This window comes from Paenarthrobacter sp. NPDC089714, assembly GCF_044748905.1.
Lineage (GTDB): Bacteria > Actinomycetota > Actinomycetes > Actinomycetales > Micrococcaceae > Arthrobacter.
The window spans coordinates 110,960-126,638 of record NZ_JBIVGX010000006.1; the positions used below are offsets into that span (position 1 = coordinate 110,960).

Here is a 15,679-nt window from a genome sequence, read left to right on the forward strand (position 1 = left end):
GTGCCAGGGCGCGCCTCCTGGCTTCCCTTTATCCCCGCAAACGCAGCGAGCCCCGGCTGGTCTGGTGACCAGCCGGGGCTGCCATGCGGAATCAGCTGTGCAGCCGGTTCCTTATGCCGAGATCTGGCGCAGGACGTACTGCAGGATGCCGCCGTTGCGGTAGTAATCCGCTTCACCCGGGGTATCGATGCGCAGGACAGCGTCGAAGGACTTGGTGGAACCGTCCTCTGCCGTTGCCGTCACCTTGAGCGTCTTGGGCGTGGTGCCGTTGTTCAGTTCGGTCACGCCTTCCACAGCGAACGTCTCCGTGCCGGTGAGGCCGAGCGTTGCTGCGGACTCGCCCGCCGGGAACTGCAGGGGAAGGACGCCCATGCCGATCAGGTTGGAGCGGTGGATGCGCTCGTAGCTCTCGGCGATGACGGCCTTGACGCCCAGGAGGGCCGTGCCCTTGGCTGCCCAGTCACGGGAGGAGCCGGAACCGTACTCCTTGCCTGCCAGCACAACCAGAGGCGTTCCTGCAGCCTGGTAGTTCTGGGCGGCATCGTAGACGTAGGCCTGCGGGGCACCTTCCTGGCTGAAGTCGCGGGTGAAGCCACCTTCGACGCCGTCCAGGAGCTGGTTCTTGATGCGGATGTTGGCGAAGGTACCGCGGATCATGACCTCGTGGTTGCCACGGCGGGAACCGTAGGAGTTGAAGTCCTTGCGCTCAACGCCGTTGGCCAGGAGGTACTGTCCGGCCGGGGTGTCCGACTTGAACGAGCCGGCCGGGGAGATGTGGTCCGTAGTGACGGAATCGCCAAGCTTCAGGAGCACGCGGGCACCCTGGATGTCCTGGACCGGATCCGGCTGCGCCTTCATGCCCTCGAAGTATGGGGGCTTACGCACGTAGGTGGAGTCCTCAGCCCAAGCGAAGGTGTCGCCGGCGGGGGTGTCGAGGGCCTTCCAGCGCTCGTCGCCCTCGAAGACGCCCTCGTAGCCCTTGGCGAACATGCCCTCGTCGATCGAGGAGTCGATGACTTCCTGCACTTCGGTGGGGTTCGGCCAGATGTCCTTCAGGAACACTTCGTTGCCTTCGGAATCGGTGCCCAGGGCATCGGCGTCGAAGTCGAAGTCCATGGAGCCGGCCAGGGCGTAGGCGATGACCAGCGGCGGGGAGGCCAGGTAGTTCATCTTGACGTCCGGGTTGATACGGCCTTCGAAGTTGCGGTTGCCGGAGAGGACTGCCGTCACGGAGAGGTCGTTCTTCTGGATGGCCTCGGAGATTTCGGGCTCCAGCGGGCCGGAGTTACCGATGCAGGTGGCGCAGCCGTAGCCGACGATGTAGAAGCCGAGCTTCTCCAGGTACGGGGTCAGTCCGGACTTCTCGTAGTAGTCGGTGACCACCTTGGAGCCGGGAGCAACGGAGGTCTTGACCCACGGCTTGGCGGTCAGGCCCTTGTTGACGGCGTTGCGGGCCAGGAGGGCCGCTGCCAGCATGACGGACGGGTTGGACGTGTTGGTGCAGGACGTGATCGACGCGATCGACACAGCACCGTGGTCCAGCTCGAATTCGCGGCCGTCAGCAGTGGTGACGTGCACCGGCGAGGACGGGCGGCCGTGCGCACCGTTAGCGGCGGATGCAACACGTGCCGTGTCCGTGGTGTGGGAATCGGCGTGCGTGAAGGACGGGGCGTCCGAGGCCGGGAAGGACTCATCCAGGGACTCATCCACGCTGCCGTCTTCGATGGCGACGTAGTTGTGGATGTCCTTGCGGAACTGCTCCTTGGCATCGCTGAGCTCGATGCGGTCCTGCGGACGCTTCGGGCCGGAGATGGACGGGACAACAGTGGAGAGGTCCAGCTCAAGGAACTCGGAGAAACGCAGTTCGCGGGAAGGATCGTGCCAGAGGCCCTGTTCCTTGGTGTACGCCTCCACCAGGGCAACGTTCTCCTCGGAGCGGCCGGTCAGGCGCAGGTAATCGAGGGTGACGTCGTCAATCGGGAACATGGCCGCCGTGGAACCGAACTCCGGGCTCATGTTGCCGATGGTTGCGCGGTTTGCCAGCGGCACTGCGGCGACGCCCTCACCGTAGAACTCGACGAACTTGCCCACCACGCCGTGCTTGCGCAGCATTTCTGTGATGGTCAGGACGACGTCGGTAGCGGTGGCACCGGCCGGGATGCTGCCGTTGAGCTTGAAGCCTACAACGCGGGGAATCAGCATGGAAACGGGCTGGCCGAGCATGGCTGCCTCGGCTTCGATGCCGCCAACGCCCCAGCCAAGGATGCCAAGGCCGTTGACCATGGTGGTGTGCGAGTCGGTACCCACACAGGTGTCCGGGTACGCACGGACGACGCCGTCCACTTCGCGGGTCATAACGGTGCGTGCCAGGTATTCGATGTTGACCTGGTGGACGATTCCGGTTCCCGGAGGAACAACCTTGAAATCGTCGAAGGCGGTCTGTCCCCAGCGCAGGAACTGGTAACGCTCGCCATTGCGCTGGTACTCGATCTCCATGTTGCGCTCCAGCGCGCCGGCGTTGCCGAAGGCGTCGATCTGGACGGAGTGGTCGATGACCATTTCTGCAGGTGCCAGCGGGTTGACGCGCTTGGGGTCGCCGCCGAGTTCCTTGACTGCTTCACGCATGGTGGCGAGGTCAACCACGCAGGGAACACCGGTGAAGTCCTGCATGATGACTCGGGCCGGGGTGAACTGGATTTCGGTATCGGGCTCCGCATTGGGGTCCCAACCGGCCAGGGCGCGGACGTGGTCAGCCGTAATATTGGCGCCATCCTCAGTCCGCAGGAGGTTTTCAAGCAATACCTTGAGGCTGAACGGAAGGCTGTCTGCGCCCTCTACGGAGTTCAACCGGAAAATTTCATAATCGGTGCCGGCTACATTCAGTACGCCTTTGGAACCGAAGCTGTCCACAGTGCTCATGGCAGGACTCCTCTCGCAACAGGTTTTATCTTTGTCGCGTGGTTGGCCGCTAGCCAGTTAGGCGCACCTTACTTAGCCCGGCGGCACTTTCTCTTGGTCACCCCGGTCCGGAGGCGCAGTGCGGCAGTGGACCGGGGCTACTACGCCCATCGTAGTGGCATGCATCCCGTTTGCCGCACTGTTCCCTGCCTAGCTGGCCGGAACCAGGAGCCCCACCGTCTCAAGGTGGTGCGTGTGCGGGTAGAGGTCGAAGGCCCGCAGGCTTTCCAACCGCCAGCCCCCCTGGTGGAAGTAACCCAAATCACGGGCGAACGATGCCGGATCGCATGACACATAAGCGATCGCGCGGGGTCCGGTTTCCATCAACTGCCGCACAACGGCCTTGCCGGCACCGGCCCTCGGCGGATCAAGCACCAGCGAATCGAAGCTCCTGGCCCTCTGGTGGAGGACGCGCTCAACCCTGCCCTGGACAATCTCCACCTGCGGTTCACCGTGCAGGTTCTTGCGGGCATCGCGGCTGGTCCCCGGGGCGCCTTCCACCGAAAGAACGGATCCGGTCACGCCGACGGCGTCCGCCAGTGGTGCCGTAAAGAGGCCTGCCCCGGCATACAGGTCCGCCACCGCGGCACCCGGCTGCAGGTACCCGCCACCGCTGAGGTAGCCGGTTACTGCGTTCACCAGGGTTTCCGGAGCATCCTTGTGGATCTGCCAGAAACCCTCCCCCGTCACACGGTATTCGTGCCCCGCTGCCGACTCCTGCACCCAGGTGCGTCCGCGAAGTTGCAACACGTGGCCCTTGGCGGCGTCGAAGCTCGCCACGGAAATGTCCTGCGGCAGCCGCGTCAGGATGCCGTGCAAGCGCTTGGGGCTGGTTCCTTCCTCCGGAGCAAGGAGGACCAAGGGCCGGGAGCCGTTTGCAGGAACAGCGACTTCCACCCGGGCAATTCCCGTCAGGTCCAGGTCCCACAGCCGGAGATCATTGATTCCGGGATGGGCCAACGGCATTTCGTGGACCGGGATTACGGCGTCGGACCGGTGGGCATGCATACCCAGGCGTCCCTTGGCCGTGACGGCGAAACTGGCGCGCGTACGCCAGCCGAGTCCGGCGTCGTCCGCATCGCCAACCGGTTCCACCTCGGTGGCGAGGTCGAGGCCGGCAAGTCGCTTGAGTTGCTCCGCCAGCACTTCGGCCTTCAGCGACCGTTGCCGACCGAGGGAGACGTGGCCGAGTTCGGCGCCGCCCACGGGCGGGCCGCCACGGCGCCAGGATCCTGGCGAGTCGGCTGGCTTCCAGAAGTGCTGCACCCGGTCAGGGGAAGCTTCCAGGACGTCGACGACGTCGGCCCGCCAGAAACGCGACGAGTCGCCGGAGTCGGTGAGCCGGATCCGCACTTTCTCGCCGGGAATGCCGTGGCGGACGAAAATAACCCGTCCCTCGTGGCGGGCGACGAAGTGGCCGCCGTGGGCGATCGGACCAACGTCCACCACCAGCTCAGTGCCGGGCCCCTCGTGCTTGCCAGTGGCTGCGGAGTGGGGGGAAACGCTGTTGGAACTCATTGGGTATCCTGCAATGCCTTTGCTTCTTCGGAGGACTTCAGCTGCCACGGAACGCTGGCGACCATGACGCCGGGTTCGAAGTGGAGCCGCGTCTTGATTCTGAGTGCGGTTTGGTTGTGGACCAGTTGTTCCCACCATTTGCCCACGACATATTCGGGGATGTAAACAACGATCAGGTCGCGGGGCGAGTCGCGCCGCATGTTCTTGACGTACTCCATGATGGGCGTGACCGTCTCACGGTAGGGACTGGCCAGAACAGTCAAGGGTACGGGAATTTCCAGCTTCTCCCAGTCACGGACGGTGTGTTCGGTCTCTTCTGCGTTGATGTCCACCGTGATGGCATCCAGGCGGGACGGCCTGGATGCACGGGCGTAAGCCAGTGCCCGGAGGACAGGCTTGCGCACATGGGAGACCAGGAGCACAGCGTGGACGCGCGTGGGCAGGGCCCGCGGCGAGGAGTCCTCGTCCACGGCCAGTTCCTTGGCCACATTGTCGTAGTGCGCCCGGATGCTCCACATAATGAGGAACAACACGAACATGGCCAGCAGGGCGATCCAGGCGCCCTGCTCGAACTTGGTGATCAGGACGATCACCAGCACCAGCGCGGTCATGCCGAAGCCCACCATGTTGATGGTGCGGGACTTGATGATCCTGCGTCGGATGGCCTTGTCCCGGGCCAGCTTGAGTTCGCGGCCCCAGTGCCGGACCATGCCGAGCTGGCTGGCGGTGAAGGAAATGAAGACACCCACAATGTACAGCTGGATCAGCTTGGTGACGTCGGCGTTGAAGGACAGGATGAGCACCAACGCGCCTGCGGCGAGGGCCAGGACACCGTTGCTGTAAGCCAACCTGTCGCCACGGGTCCTCAACTGGCGAGGGAGGTAGCCGTCCTGGGCCAGGATGGAGCCCAGCACCGGAAAGCCGTTGAACGCCGTGTTGGAAGCGAACACCAGGATGATGCCCGTTGCCGCCACCACGACGTAGAACGGAATCGAGCCCGCGCCAAAGATGGTGTCGGCGATCTGGCTGATGGCAGGGTTCTGGATGTACCCCTCCGGCAGCGGCTTGCCGTCCACCAGGAACTCGGTGGCCGGGTCCAGGACGATGTGGACCTTCGTGGCGTTGGCCAGGTACAGGATGCCGGCAAGCATGGCCGCTGCAATCGCGCCGAGGAGCAGCAAAGTGGTGGCGGCGTTCTTGCTCTTGGGCTTCTGGAAGTTCGGCACACCGTTGCTGATGGCTTCGACGCCGGTCAGCGCCGCGGCGCCGGATGAGAATGCCCGGAGCAGGAGGAAGGCGCCGGCCAGGCCTACGAGGCCTTGGTCGAAACCGGCTTCCGGAACGATCGTGAAGTTGGCTGACGGAGCTTCGCCGAGTTGGCCGGTGAGGGCCTGGTAGATGCCCACCACGGTCATGCCCAGGATGGAGGCCATGAAGATGTACGTCGGAACAGCAAACACCGTTCCCGCTTCCTTGATGCCGCGGAGGTTGACCAGGGCCAGGATCACCACGCCAATGGTGGCGATGAGGGCCTGTTCGCCGTGCAGTGCAGGAATGGCCGTGGTGAGGTAGGCGGCAGCCGAGGACATGGACACAGCCACGGTCAGGACGTAGTCCACCAGGAGGGCCGACGCCACCGTCAGGCCGGCGTATTTTCCGAGGTTCACGTTGGCGATCTCATAGTCGCCGCCACCGGAGGGATAGGCGTGCACGTTCTGCCGGTAGGAGGCCACCACTGTGAGCAAGACCACCATGACGGCCAGGCCAACCAGCGGGGAGAATGCCACGGCGCTGACGCCTGCCAGCGCCAGTGTCAGGAGGATTTCGTCGGGTGCGTAGGCCACGGACGACAGGGCATCCGAAGCGAAGATCGGCAAGGCGATGCGTTTAGGCAACAGGGTGTGGGACAAGCGGTCGTTCCGGAAGGGTCGGCCCACCAACACCCGCTTCACCGCATTCAGTATTGTCAGCACTCCGCAAAGCTACTCTGAATCCCCCGCGATGTCATGACGGCGGTCGCCTGCTTACGCCCGTCGCACCGGTAAAGTCATACGCAGCGGCACGGACAAGGACAAAAGGAGACACGGTGGCTCACTTCGTGATCATGGGTTGTGGCCGCGTTGGCGCAACCCTGGCACACACTTTGGAGGATTCAGGGCATTCCGTAGCCATCATCGACCAGGATGAGCGCGCGTTCCGCCGGCTGCGCAACACCTTTACGGGACGCAAGGTCACTGGCGTCGGCTTCGACCGGGACACCCTGAAGCAGGCGGGCGTCGAAGAGGCCTACGCCTTTGCCGCAGTCTCCAGCGGCGACAATTCGAACATCCTGGCCACGCGCGTAGCCCGGGAAACCTTCCACGTTGCCCACGTCGTGGCGCGCATCTACGACCCCGGCCGGGCCGAAATCTACCAACGTCTCGGCATCCCCACCGTTGCCGCCGTACGTTGGAGCGCGGACCAGGTGTTGCGGCGAATCCTTCCGGAACAGCACCTCTCAGGCGATTACCGCGAGCCGTCGGGCCGGCTGGTGCTGGCCGAAGTGGATCTTCACGAGGGGTGGATCGGCCACAGCCTGGACTCCATCGAAGCCGCGGCCGGCATCCGCATTGCCTTCCTCACCCGCTTCGGCGAAGGCCTGCTGCCCCAGGCCGGTACGGCCTACCAGGAAGGCGATACCGTGCACGCCATGCTGAGCCTGGACCGGTCCTCGGATATCAGCCGGATCCTCGCCAAAGCCCCCGCCAAGGAGAATTAGTGAAAGTCGTCATCGTTGGAGCAGGCAGCGTCGGCTCGTCGATCGCCCGTGAACTGCTGGCCCACAACCACCAGATCCTCCTCATCGACCTCAAACCGGAAGTCATCGGGCGCAGCGGGCTGCGTGGAGCACGCTGGTTGGTGGGCGATGCCTGCGAACTGAGCACGCTGCAGGACGCCAAGCTGGAGGACGCCGACGTCGTGGTTTCAGCCACGGGAGACGACAAGGTCAACCTGGTGGTCTCGCTCCTGGCCAAGACCGAGTTCGGCGTGGGCCGAACGGTTGGCCGGGTCAACAACCCCAAGAACGACTGGATGTTCAACGACTCCTGGGGCGTCGACGTCGCGGTCAACACGCCCCAGCTCATGACCGCCCTGGTGGAGGAGGCGGTGGAAATCGGTGACATCGTCCGTTTGCTGACCTTGCAAACCGGTGTGGCGTCCATCGTCGAGTTCACCGTTCCCCATGACTCGCACGTCATCGGCAGCACGGTGGGTGACATCGAATGGCCCGAGGATTCAACGCTTGTCGCCATCCTGCGCGACCAAGCACCCATTACGCCCAGCAGGGATGATGTCCTGGACGGTGGCGACGAGTTGTTCTTCGTCACCACCATCGCCGCGGAGGACGGCCTCCGGGCGCTCCTGTCTCCGGATTCAATGGCCGGGCAGGGACCACGCGACGGGTCGGCGGAAGTTTCGGATCAGTCCGCGGACGACGACGGCTTCGACGGCTGAGGCGCGGGCTTGGTCACAAGCCAAGCCACCCACAGCCCCAGGATGTACAACGGCGCTCCCATGATGAGGCGGGTAGTAGCGAGGGCCGTCAGTCCCGCCTCGCCCATGAAGTACAGCGGGACCTGGACAACCAACCGCAAAGCCAGCACGGCCACCACAATCCAGGTGCCCAGGCGGTAGGCCCGCAGCCGCTCGGGGTCCTTGCGCCAGTCCAGGCCCTCGTTGCGCACAAAGCCGAACAGGAGTCCGGCGATGGGCCACTTCAGGACAATCGAAAGCACCATGCCCGCGATGTAGGCGATGTTCGTGAAGAAGCCCAGGACATAGAAATCTTCAGCCTTACCCGTGGTGTTGGCGAGCCAGGCGGAAATTCCGACGCCGACCACTCCGGCCAGCGCTTGGGTCAACGGCCGCTTCTGGATCAGCCTGGCCACCGTGAAAACGGCGGCAACCGCCAAGGCGGCAACCAGGGAAACTGTCAGGTCCCGCGTGATGGTGAAAGCCACCAGGAACACCAGGCCAGGAAGGATGCTCTCCGCGATGCCCTGCACACCCCCGGCTGATTTGAGCAGGTCCACGTGTCCGGAGCTGTTACGGTGCAGTCCCGCTTTCTCCGCATAACCCGCGGCAAGGCCGGCCATTGTCTGCGCTTCCGGCGACGGCGGCTGCGCGGGATCGGCGGCAGGGTTTGCCCCGGCAGGGTCCTTGGGGTCCGGTCCATTGACGGAGGTCATCGGTGCTCCTGACGGGAAAGTATTTCGTAGCGTGGATTGAACATGGCCGGCAAGCCGTCGACTTCGGTGACCATCCCGTTCAGCCGCAACTGGACGCCGGCCTCGATGCCGGGAACCCGGTTCCTACCGAGCCAGATGACCCGAAGCCGCTCATAGGGCTTCCTGGCGCTCCCACTGAGCGTGGACAGCGAGCTGTGTTCCAAGGCGTCAACGACGATTGCCGAAAAGAACGGCTGTTCGCTGGGCGGCTGATGGGTTACCGATTCGATAAAGCCTGTGCACACGGCCCTGCCACGGACGGGGAGGTCCCTGACGCCCGGCGGGGTGCCCTGCCGTTGGGTGCCCTGAACGGGCTGTCCTGCGGTTTCAGCCAATCTGGGTGATCTCCGGACCCCGCTCCGGCCGTTGTACGGAGGGTTCGTCGTGCGGGGCGGCCGGCTGTCCCGAAGCAGTGGCGTCCTTCGGCAGCCGCAGCTGCAGGAGTTCGCGCGGAGGCATGGGGTTGTCCCCGCGAACCACCACAACCTGGCGGAACAATTCTTCCAGCCCGGCCGCGGCCTCCTTCTCCAGCGCGGCGGCGCCGCCAAGGACACCGCGAAGGAACCAGCGCGGACCGTCCACGCCCATGAAACGGGCCGCCCGGAAGCCCCGGCTGCCATCGGCAGCTTCGGCCGGAAGCTTGGCGACAAGCTCGGTGCCGAACGTACCGGAGACTTCCTCTGTCTCGCCGCCTTGGCTGGCCACGGATTGGCTGATCTGCTCGCGGATCTCCTCCCACAGACCTTCCGAACGGGGAGCCGCAAAGGCCTGCAACTGAAGGCTGGAGCCTGCCAGGTCCATGGTCACGGCCACCACGCGCTGGGTGGCTTCCTCGACTTCGAGCCGGAGCTGCAGACCTTCGGCAGGGGCGATCAGCAAGGCTCCGAGATCGACGTAACCGTCCCGGTCCTCGATCTCGTCGCTGTCCCAGGGACCCTTGGACAGCCGAAGGTCGCCCTTGGCGGGCTCGGCGCCTGCCTGCCCCGGGGCTGCGTTCTCCTCGTCGATGACGGCCGCTTCCGGCCGCTCAGTCTTGGACTTCTTGCCGCGCCCAAAAACCATTGGGTTTTCTCCTTAGTAGTGGTCTATCCCCAAGTAAACCGCACCCATGCCGAAGTACGGCAATGCGGCGGGCAACAGCCTGCGCACCTGCCTGGTTGGGTGTGGATGGTCAGGCCACCGGGGCGTTGAAGCCTCCGGTGGAACCGAAGCCGCCGGTCCCGCGGACAGAATCGGAAAGCTCGTCAACGGCGACGAAGCGGGCATATTCCACGCGCTGGATCACCATTTGGGCAATCCTATCCCCGCGCTTGAGCTCAATTGCCTGGCTCTGGTCGGTGTTGAGCAAAGTGACGGCGATTTCGCCCCGGTACCCGGCGTCGACCGTTCCCGGAGCATTCACCACCGTCAGTCCGTGCTTGGTTGCCAGGCCGGAACGGGGGTGGATCAGCGCAACAAAGCCGTTGGGGAGGGCGATCGAGACACCGGTGGGAACAAGTTTCCGCTCCCCCGGAGCCAGGAACACGTCTACGCGGGCCCGCAAGTCAGCACCCGCATCACCCGGGTGGGCATATGAGGGCACTTCCAAGCCCGCGTCGAGCATTTTCAGCTGTACCTCGAGGGTTGGCGCGCCGTAGGAGGCGGTGTCACCGCTTTCTGTTTCCGGGGAAAGGGAGTCATTACTGAATACTGCGGTCTCGTTGCTCACAGTGGTCCATTCTACGTGGAGCGACCTCCCCTCGACGGCGGATAAGCTGGACCCATGCCTACGCCTGACCAGTCCGCCCCTTTGCCTGCCCGGAACTCCTCCACCCCAGGAGAGGTCCTGTTCAAGGAAAAGCTGTGGCCCACCATCTGGATCTGGATTGTGGTGGTTGGCCTCTCAAGCGCAGGAATCCTGATGTTCGCTCCCATCAGCCCTGCTGCAGGCGTCATCGCCGCACTGGTGCTCCTGGCGATCATGACCACGTTGCTGGTGCTCTCCACCCCCACGATTTCCGTCACCAAGGACACCCTTCGGGTGGGCCGGGCCAGCATTGACCGGAAGTTCGTCGGATCCGTTGAGGCGTTTACCAAGGCCGAAGCAACCGCGGAACGCGGTCCGCGCCTCAATGGCCTGGCCTACATGTGCTTCCGGGGCTGGATCGATCCCGTGGTCAAGATCGAAATCACCGATCCTGCCGACCGCACGCCTTACTGGATTGCTTCGTCCCGCAGGCCACAGGAACTGGTTGCCGCGCTGGACCGGCAGCAGGTTTCCTAGCTTTCGCACTCCGTGCAGTACAGGTGGCCGTTCCGCTCCGCGGCGATCTGCGAACGGTGCTTCACCAGGAAGCAGTTGAAGCAGGTGAACTCGTCGGCTTGGGCCGGCATGACCTGGATGAGCAGCTCTTCGCCTGAAAGATCAGCTCCCGGCAGTTCGAAGCCGTCGGCCAGTTCCGTTTCATCCACGTCCACAGCCGAGGATTGCTTTCCCGACTGGCGCGTCTTGAGTTCCTCGATGGAGTCCTCGCTGACGTCTTCCTCGGTCTTCCGAGGGGCATCGTAGTCCGTGGCCATGGTCTTTCTTATCCTCGATGCTTGATGCGGTTGGGATCCCGCGGTGGGTTTCGCGGCCCGCAGCGGTTGTAGGGATGTAACGTCGGACTCCCCGGATTTGTGCCCGGTATCGGCCAGATTTTCCTCCCCTGACCCACGATTGTCCATAGCTCCGCCAGCGGCCCCTCCCACGAGCGGAGGAGGCTGTTTTCGCCGGAATATCACGGCACGCCCTTTCTCCTAGTAGGAAAAGGGCAGCGTGGGTGGCAGAGTTTCGAATGTCAGTTATGCCATGTGGTGGAGGGTGTTATGCAGGATCTACGGCTGGTAGGCGTCCACGACGACGGCGGGCATCTCCTCTTGAGCGGTCCCGGCGGTGCGATGTTCCAGCTTCCGATCGACGAGGCCTTGCGGGCCGCGGCGAGCCGGACCCCTGCCCAGGTCGCGGCACGCGCCTCCATCACGCCCGTGGCCATGTCGCCGAGGGATATCCAGGCAAGGATCCGCAGCGGTTCAACCGCCGCGGAAGTGGCCGAGCTGTCCGGCCTGCCCCTCGCGAACGTCCAGCGCTACGAAGGACCGGTCCTCGCCGAACGCGAGTATGTGGCACAGCAGGCACGCAACGTGGAAGTGGCTGCTCCCTCCCCTGGCCATGACGTCCACCGTTCGGCCTTCGGGGACAACCCCGCCACCCTTGGCGAGATGGTAGCCCACAGGTTGTCGGCCCACGGCATTGACCCTGCCACTGTCGAATGGGATTCCTGGCGCCGCACCGACGGCACCTGGACCGTCGTCGCGCGCTTTGAAACCGTACCCGGCTCTGACGGGACCATCGGCGAAGAACCGCCTGCCATGTGGACCTTCAGTCCACAACGGAAGTCCCTGCACAACGCCAACCGTTGGGCCCAGCAGTTAAGCGAACTTGAGCCGCTGGACGGCCCTGTTCCTGCGCGCCGGCTGGCTGCCGTCTCGGACCGGCCGTTCGACGTCGAAGCAGACGGCGGCGCTTCCGTGCGGGCGTCCGCGAAGGACTCGGACAACCTCCTGGAGATGCTTCGATCGCGGCGTGGACAGCGCCTCGGAGTGGACGAAGACGCAGACGACGCCTTGGCCGTCCTGTTGAGCAACGTCCCGGCGGCGCACCCCCGCCCCGACGACGAAGGCCAGGACCAGCGCGACGAACCCAGCGGGGATCACACCGCACCGGATACCCAGCCGGCAACCGAACCTGCGGCTCGGGACGGCCGCCCGTCCATCCTGTCACGGCTCAGCCTCGCACCCCGGCACGTTGAATCCGACGACGCCGACGATTCCCTCCGGCTGCACGACGGCGTCAGTACCGAAACACGGGAGATAACCGTCGTCGCCGGCCCGCTGCGGCCGGTTCCCGCGCTTGACGAACCTCCGACGGCGGCCGATACACCCGTCGCGGACGACGATACAGACGGCACAGGCGACATTCCGGGCCAGGGCCCCGTCCAGAGGGCGGGCCTCGATGAGTTGCTGGGTGGTCCAGCCACGGCCGGATCCCGGCGCCACCCCGCGCCGACCGATGGCTCCGCGTCCGGATCCAAGGAACGCCCCGCGCCGAAGGCAGACGAAGCACCGGCCGAACGCCAGCCTTCGCGGCCTAAGCGGTCCAGCATCCCCAGTTGGGACGAGATCGTCTTCGGGGCCCGGGGAGACTAGCTCCGGCGCAGTTCCCCTGCCCCCGGCCACAGGCATGCCTCAATGTCGAACGGCAATGTCTGGTCGGAACCTGCCATGAGGTTGGCACCATGGGCCGTGACGCGCCGCATGTAGTGCCTCCTGCAGAGCGTCTCGTACTCCACCACTCCGGCCACCGGCGCGGCGTCATCCATCAGTGCGTCATCCCCCGGCGCGACGTCGCCAACCATGACCTGTTCGCCCTCCACCACCATGATGCCGTCCACGGTCCGGGCGTTTTGGGTGGCGCGGCGGCCACACCAGCACAGGGCCTCGACCTGCAGGACCTGGACTTTGTCCGCGAGTTCAATCAAGCGCTGCGAACCGGGAAAGAGCCTGGTACGGAAGTCCGAGGTAATTCCGAAGGCGAAGACATCAACATCCATCTCGTCCACCAGGCGGGCCAGTTGCTCCACTTGGGCCGCGGAATAGAACTGGGCTTCGTCGCAAATCAGGTAGTCCACCCGGAGCCCGCCGGTCCGCCGGACCACCACCTCATCCCAAAAATCGGTGGAACCGTGCACCTCCACGGCGTCGGTCTGCAGCCCAAGCCTGCTGGAAATAATGGATTCTCCCGCCCGGTCATTACAGCTGAAACGCACGCCACCCCGGCCCCGTGCCCGGTGGTTGTGGTCCATCTGCAGCGCGAGCGTCGATTTCCCGCAGTCCATGGTGCCGGAGAAGAAGACCAGCTCAGCCACGGGCACCCTTCTTGCCGGTGGCGGAAAAGCAGAGGAACGGTACTTCGCGTTCGGCCTTGGTCAGGGAGCCGTGCTGACCCACTACTTCGAGGGACGTCGGCCGGACACGCCTGGTGTCATACAGCGCGAGCGTGTCCCGCGCCGCCACCATGATGTCGCCGATGCGGGGCGACACCTGCGCCTCGACGTCGCCGAACAAACCGGCCGAGACGGCCTGTTCGCGGGTGAACAACCAGATCCGCTCCCCGAACCGTTTACGCCACGCTGCCAGGAGTGACTCCCGCGTGGTCGGGCCTGCGTCAGGTTCAAGGTACAGATGAACCATGCGCGGCTCGCCGGCCGTGTGGCGGACGCCGGCCACCAAGGACGCATCTGCCGCATAATCGATGCGCTGGGACTCGGGAACGTCGAGCATTCCGTGATCTCCCGTGACCAGGATAGTGGTGCCCGCGGGAAGGGACGTGGACAACCGCTTCACTGTGGCGTCGAGCTCTTCGAGTTGGTGCTCCCAGCGCTCGGACTGGCAGCCGTGGCGGTGGCCCGCCTTGTCCAGCTCATTGACGTAGAAGTACATCAACGACGGGCCGCCGGACGCCATCGCCTCGGCAGCAGCAGCCGTCCGTGCATGGAGTGTTGTGCCACCGACAAAGCGGCTGCCCCGAAGTGCGGCCTGTGTCATGGGCGAGTTGCCGAACTGCGGGAGGCTTACCGTCACGACGTCCACCTCGGCGGACACCCGCTCAAAGATTGTGGGGTGGGGCTGCCAAAGGGCGGGATCCACGTGGGCATCCCAGTTGCCGAGCAGGTTGACCACTTTGTCCTGGGCGGGATCCAGGACGTCGTAGCCCACCATGCCGTGGCTTCCGGCCGGCAAGCCCGTCCCCAGGCTGGCGAGGGATGCCGCGGTGGTGCTCGGAAAAGCCGAGTCGATCCACGTGGGGACCCGGCCCTGGCCTGCTGCGAGGACCGAGCGAAGGAACGGTGTGTGCGATGCCTTTTGTTTCAGCAGCGCACGGCCCAAGCCGTCAGCCAGGACCACGCAAACCCGCTTGCTGGCCGGAAGCTGGAGCTTGTTGGCAAACCCCTGGACGCCCAGGCTGGCGGCTGCGCTGGTCAGGACCTCAGCAATCGACTTGTCGCCGAACAGCGGCGGTGAGGGTACGTCGGACACGGCGTTGGTGCTGTTTGGCCCCGCTATCCTCAACGCTGGTGTCCGCGACCCAGGCGGTTGCTGAAGACACCTGAGCGCGGCCGTGGCGCAGGTATGCCGGCATGCGGAACGGGTGTGGGAACACCCGTATTCACGGCGCGTAAAGCCCGGGCGAAGACCTTGGCGTCCTGGACTGCCTGAAGCCCGTCCGCCTCGGCACTGATGCGCAGCACAATGTCCTCCTGGGCAATGGTTCCCGTATAGCCGTGGTCCGCCTCGCACTGCGGATCGCCGCAACTGGCCGGGCCCATGTCCAGCCTCTGTCCACCGGACCAGGCGATGGAGAGCGTCAGCTCGCGGACAGGATCGGACGGTTTGTAGTCCTGGGGTTGGGAGTACATGTAGCTCAGCACGACGGAACGGATCTGGGCCACAGGCACCGACTCCGTGGAAATCTGCGCGACAATCTGCTCGCCGGCCTCATCCAGTTGCTGGTCGTCCACGTGGGTGATGACCAGCATGTCCTCCGTCAGTACCAGCACGGTGATGTGGCGCCGGACCTCAGCCCTGTCGAAATGGGTTTCCAGGTGCACCAGGTGGGACAGGCAATCACGGCCGTCCAAGGCATCATCGACGACGTCGGCCACCAGACGCGGGTAGAAACCTGCCTGCTGCAGGGCCTGGTCGAGGCTCTGTGCTTGGGAGCTGTGGTTGCGCGCGGTGTGGTGCCCGGTGTTTGACGGGCGGGATTGAGGCGTCGGAGACTGGGTGCTCATTCCCCCATTTTCACAGATCGCTTGGTGACTTCCTAACCGCATCGCACGGCACAAACGCATGCC

15 protein-coding genes are annotated in these 15,679 nt (G+C 64.7%); 4 read left to right on the forward strand and 11 right to left on the reverse strand.

The annotated features are described in order from the left end of the window. Window positions 1-111: 111 nt before the first annotated feature. The 3 genes from acnA to ACIPY3_RS12660 form a co-directional block, all read right to left on the reverse strand. Entirely contained in the window at window positions 112-2,919 is a 2,808-nt protein-coding gene (gene acnA / locus ACIPY3_RS12650; RefSeq protein ID WP_400334534.1) for an aconitate hydratase AcnA, read from the reverse strand. A 189-nt stretch (window positions 2,920-3,108) separates the two neighbouring features. Continuing rightward, window positions 3,109-4,476, reverse strand: coding sequence for a class I SAM-dependent RNA methyltransferase (locus ACIPY3_RS12655; RefSeq protein ID WP_400334536.1), 1,368 nt, complete (start codon window positions 4,474-4,476; stop codon window positions 3,109-3,111). After that, window positions 4,473-6,449 (reverse strand): APC family permease, encoded by a 1,977-nt coding sequence (locus ACIPY3_RS12660; RefSeq protein ID WP_400334538.1) that lies wholly within the window; start codon window positions 6,447-6,449, stop codon window positions 4,473-4,475. The genes ACIPY3_RS12655 and ACIPY3_RS12660 overlap by 4 nt, the downstream gene beginning before the upstream one ends. Window positions 6,450-6,562: 113 nt before the next feature. Here ACIPY3_RS12660 and ACIPY3_RS12665 point away from each other — a divergent pair, with 113 nt between their 5' ends. Both ACIPY3_RS12665 and ACIPY3_RS12670 read left to right on the forward strand, forming a co-directional pair. Beyond that, window positions 6,563-7,234, forward strand: coding sequence for a potassium channel family protein (locus ACIPY3_RS12665; RefSeq protein WP_400334539.1), 672 nt, complete (start codon window positions 6,563-6,565; stop codon window positions 7,232-7,234). Further along, window positions 7,234-7,971, forward strand: coding sequence for a potassium channel family protein (locus ACIPY3_RS12670; protein ID WP_397322803.1), 738 nt, complete (start codon window positions 7,234-7,236; stop codon window positions 7,969-7,971). The genes ACIPY3_RS12665 and ACIPY3_RS12670 overlap by 1 nt, the downstream gene beginning before the upstream one ends. Here ACIPY3_RS12670 and ACIPY3_RS12675 read toward each other — a convergent pair. The 4 genes from ACIPY3_RS12675 to dut all read right to left on the reverse strand — a co-directional run bounded on the left by ACIPY3_RS12675 (window position 7,938) and on the right by dut (window position 10,452). Continuing rightward, window positions 7,938-8,705: a DUF3159 domain-containing protein gene (locus tag ACIPY3_RS12675; RefSeq protein WP_400334541.1), complete on the reverse strand. Its 768-nt coding sequence runs from the start codon at window positions 8,703-8,705 to the stop codon at window positions 7,938-7,940. The genes ACIPY3_RS12670 and ACIPY3_RS12675 overlap by 34 nt on opposite strands. Then, window positions 8,702-9,079: a hypothetical protein gene (locus ACIPY3_RS12680; RefSeq protein ID WP_400334543.1), complete on the reverse strand. Its 378-nt coding sequence runs from the start codon at window positions 9,077-9,079 to the stop codon at window positions 8,702-8,704. The genes ACIPY3_RS12675 and ACIPY3_RS12680 overlap by 4 nt, the downstream gene beginning before the upstream one ends. Beyond that, a complete protein-coding gene (locus ACIPY3_RS12685) occupies window positions 9,072-9,806 on the reverse strand; it encodes a DUF3710 domain-containing protein (protein WP_400334544.1) in 735 nt (244 codons plus the stop codon). The genes ACIPY3_RS12680 and ACIPY3_RS12685 overlap by 8 nt, the downstream gene beginning before the upstream one ends. A gap of 109 nt (window positions 9,807-9,915) precedes the next feature. Further along, a complete protein-coding gene (dut, locus tag ACIPY3_RS12690; protein ID WP_400334545.1) occupies window positions 9,916-10,452 on the reverse strand; it encodes a dUTP diphosphatase in 537 nt (178 codons plus the stop codon). Between the two features lie 54 nt (window positions 10,453-10,506). Here dut and ACIPY3_RS12695 point away from each other — a divergent pair, with 54 nt between their 5' ends. After that, entirely contained in the window at window positions 10,507-11,007 is a 501-nt protein-coding gene (locus tag ACIPY3_RS12695) for a DUF3093 domain-containing protein (protein WP_400334547.1), read from the forward strand. Here ACIPY3_RS12695 and ACIPY3_RS12700 read toward each other — a convergent pair. Further along, the gene (locus ACIPY3_RS12700) at window positions 11,004-11,303 is read right to left on the reverse strand and encodes a DUF4193 domain-containing protein (protein WP_397322811.1); all 300 of its coding nucleotides are present in this window, start codon (window positions 11,301-11,303) and stop codon (window positions 11,004-11,006) included. The genes ACIPY3_RS12695 and ACIPY3_RS12700 overlap by 4 nt on opposite strands. Window positions 11,304-11,591: 288 nt before the next feature. Between ACIPY3_RS12700 and sepH the strand changes: the two genes are divergently transcribed. After that, complete coding sequence (sepH, locus tag ACIPY3_RS12705; protein WP_400334549.1) at window positions 11,592-12,971, forward strand: septation protein SepH; 1,380 nt, start codon at window positions 11,592-11,594, stop codon at window positions 12,969-12,971. Here sepH and ACIPY3_RS12710 read toward each other — a convergent pair. Genes ACIPY3_RS12710 through ACIPY3_RS12720 form a run of 3 tightly spaced genes read right to left on the reverse strand, consistent with a single transcriptional unit; the run spans window position 12,968 to window position 15,616 of the window. Continuing rightward, window positions 12,968-13,690 (reverse strand): thymidine kinase, encoded by a 723-nt coding sequence (locus ACIPY3_RS12710; RefSeq protein WP_400334551.1) that lies wholly within the window; start codon window positions 13,688-13,690, stop codon window positions 12,968-12,970. The two genes, sepH and ACIPY3_RS12710, sit on opposite strands and share 4 nt — an antisense overlap. After that, window positions 13,683-14,861, reverse strand: a complete 1,179-nt coding sequence (locus ACIPY3_RS12715) for an alkaline phosphatase family protein (RefSeq protein ID WP_400334553.1) — start codon at window positions 14,859-14,861, stop codon at window positions 13,683-13,685. The genes ACIPY3_RS12710 and ACIPY3_RS12715 overlap by 8 nt, the downstream gene beginning before the upstream one ends. 29 nt (window positions 14,862-14,890) lie before the next feature. Continuing rightward, window positions 14,891-15,616: a DUF5998 family protein gene (locus ACIPY3_RS12720; protein ID WP_400334554.1), complete on the reverse strand. Its 726-nt coding sequence runs from the start codon at window positions 15,614-15,616 to the stop codon at window positions 14,891-14,893. Window positions 15,617-15,679 lie beyond the last annotated feature (63 nt).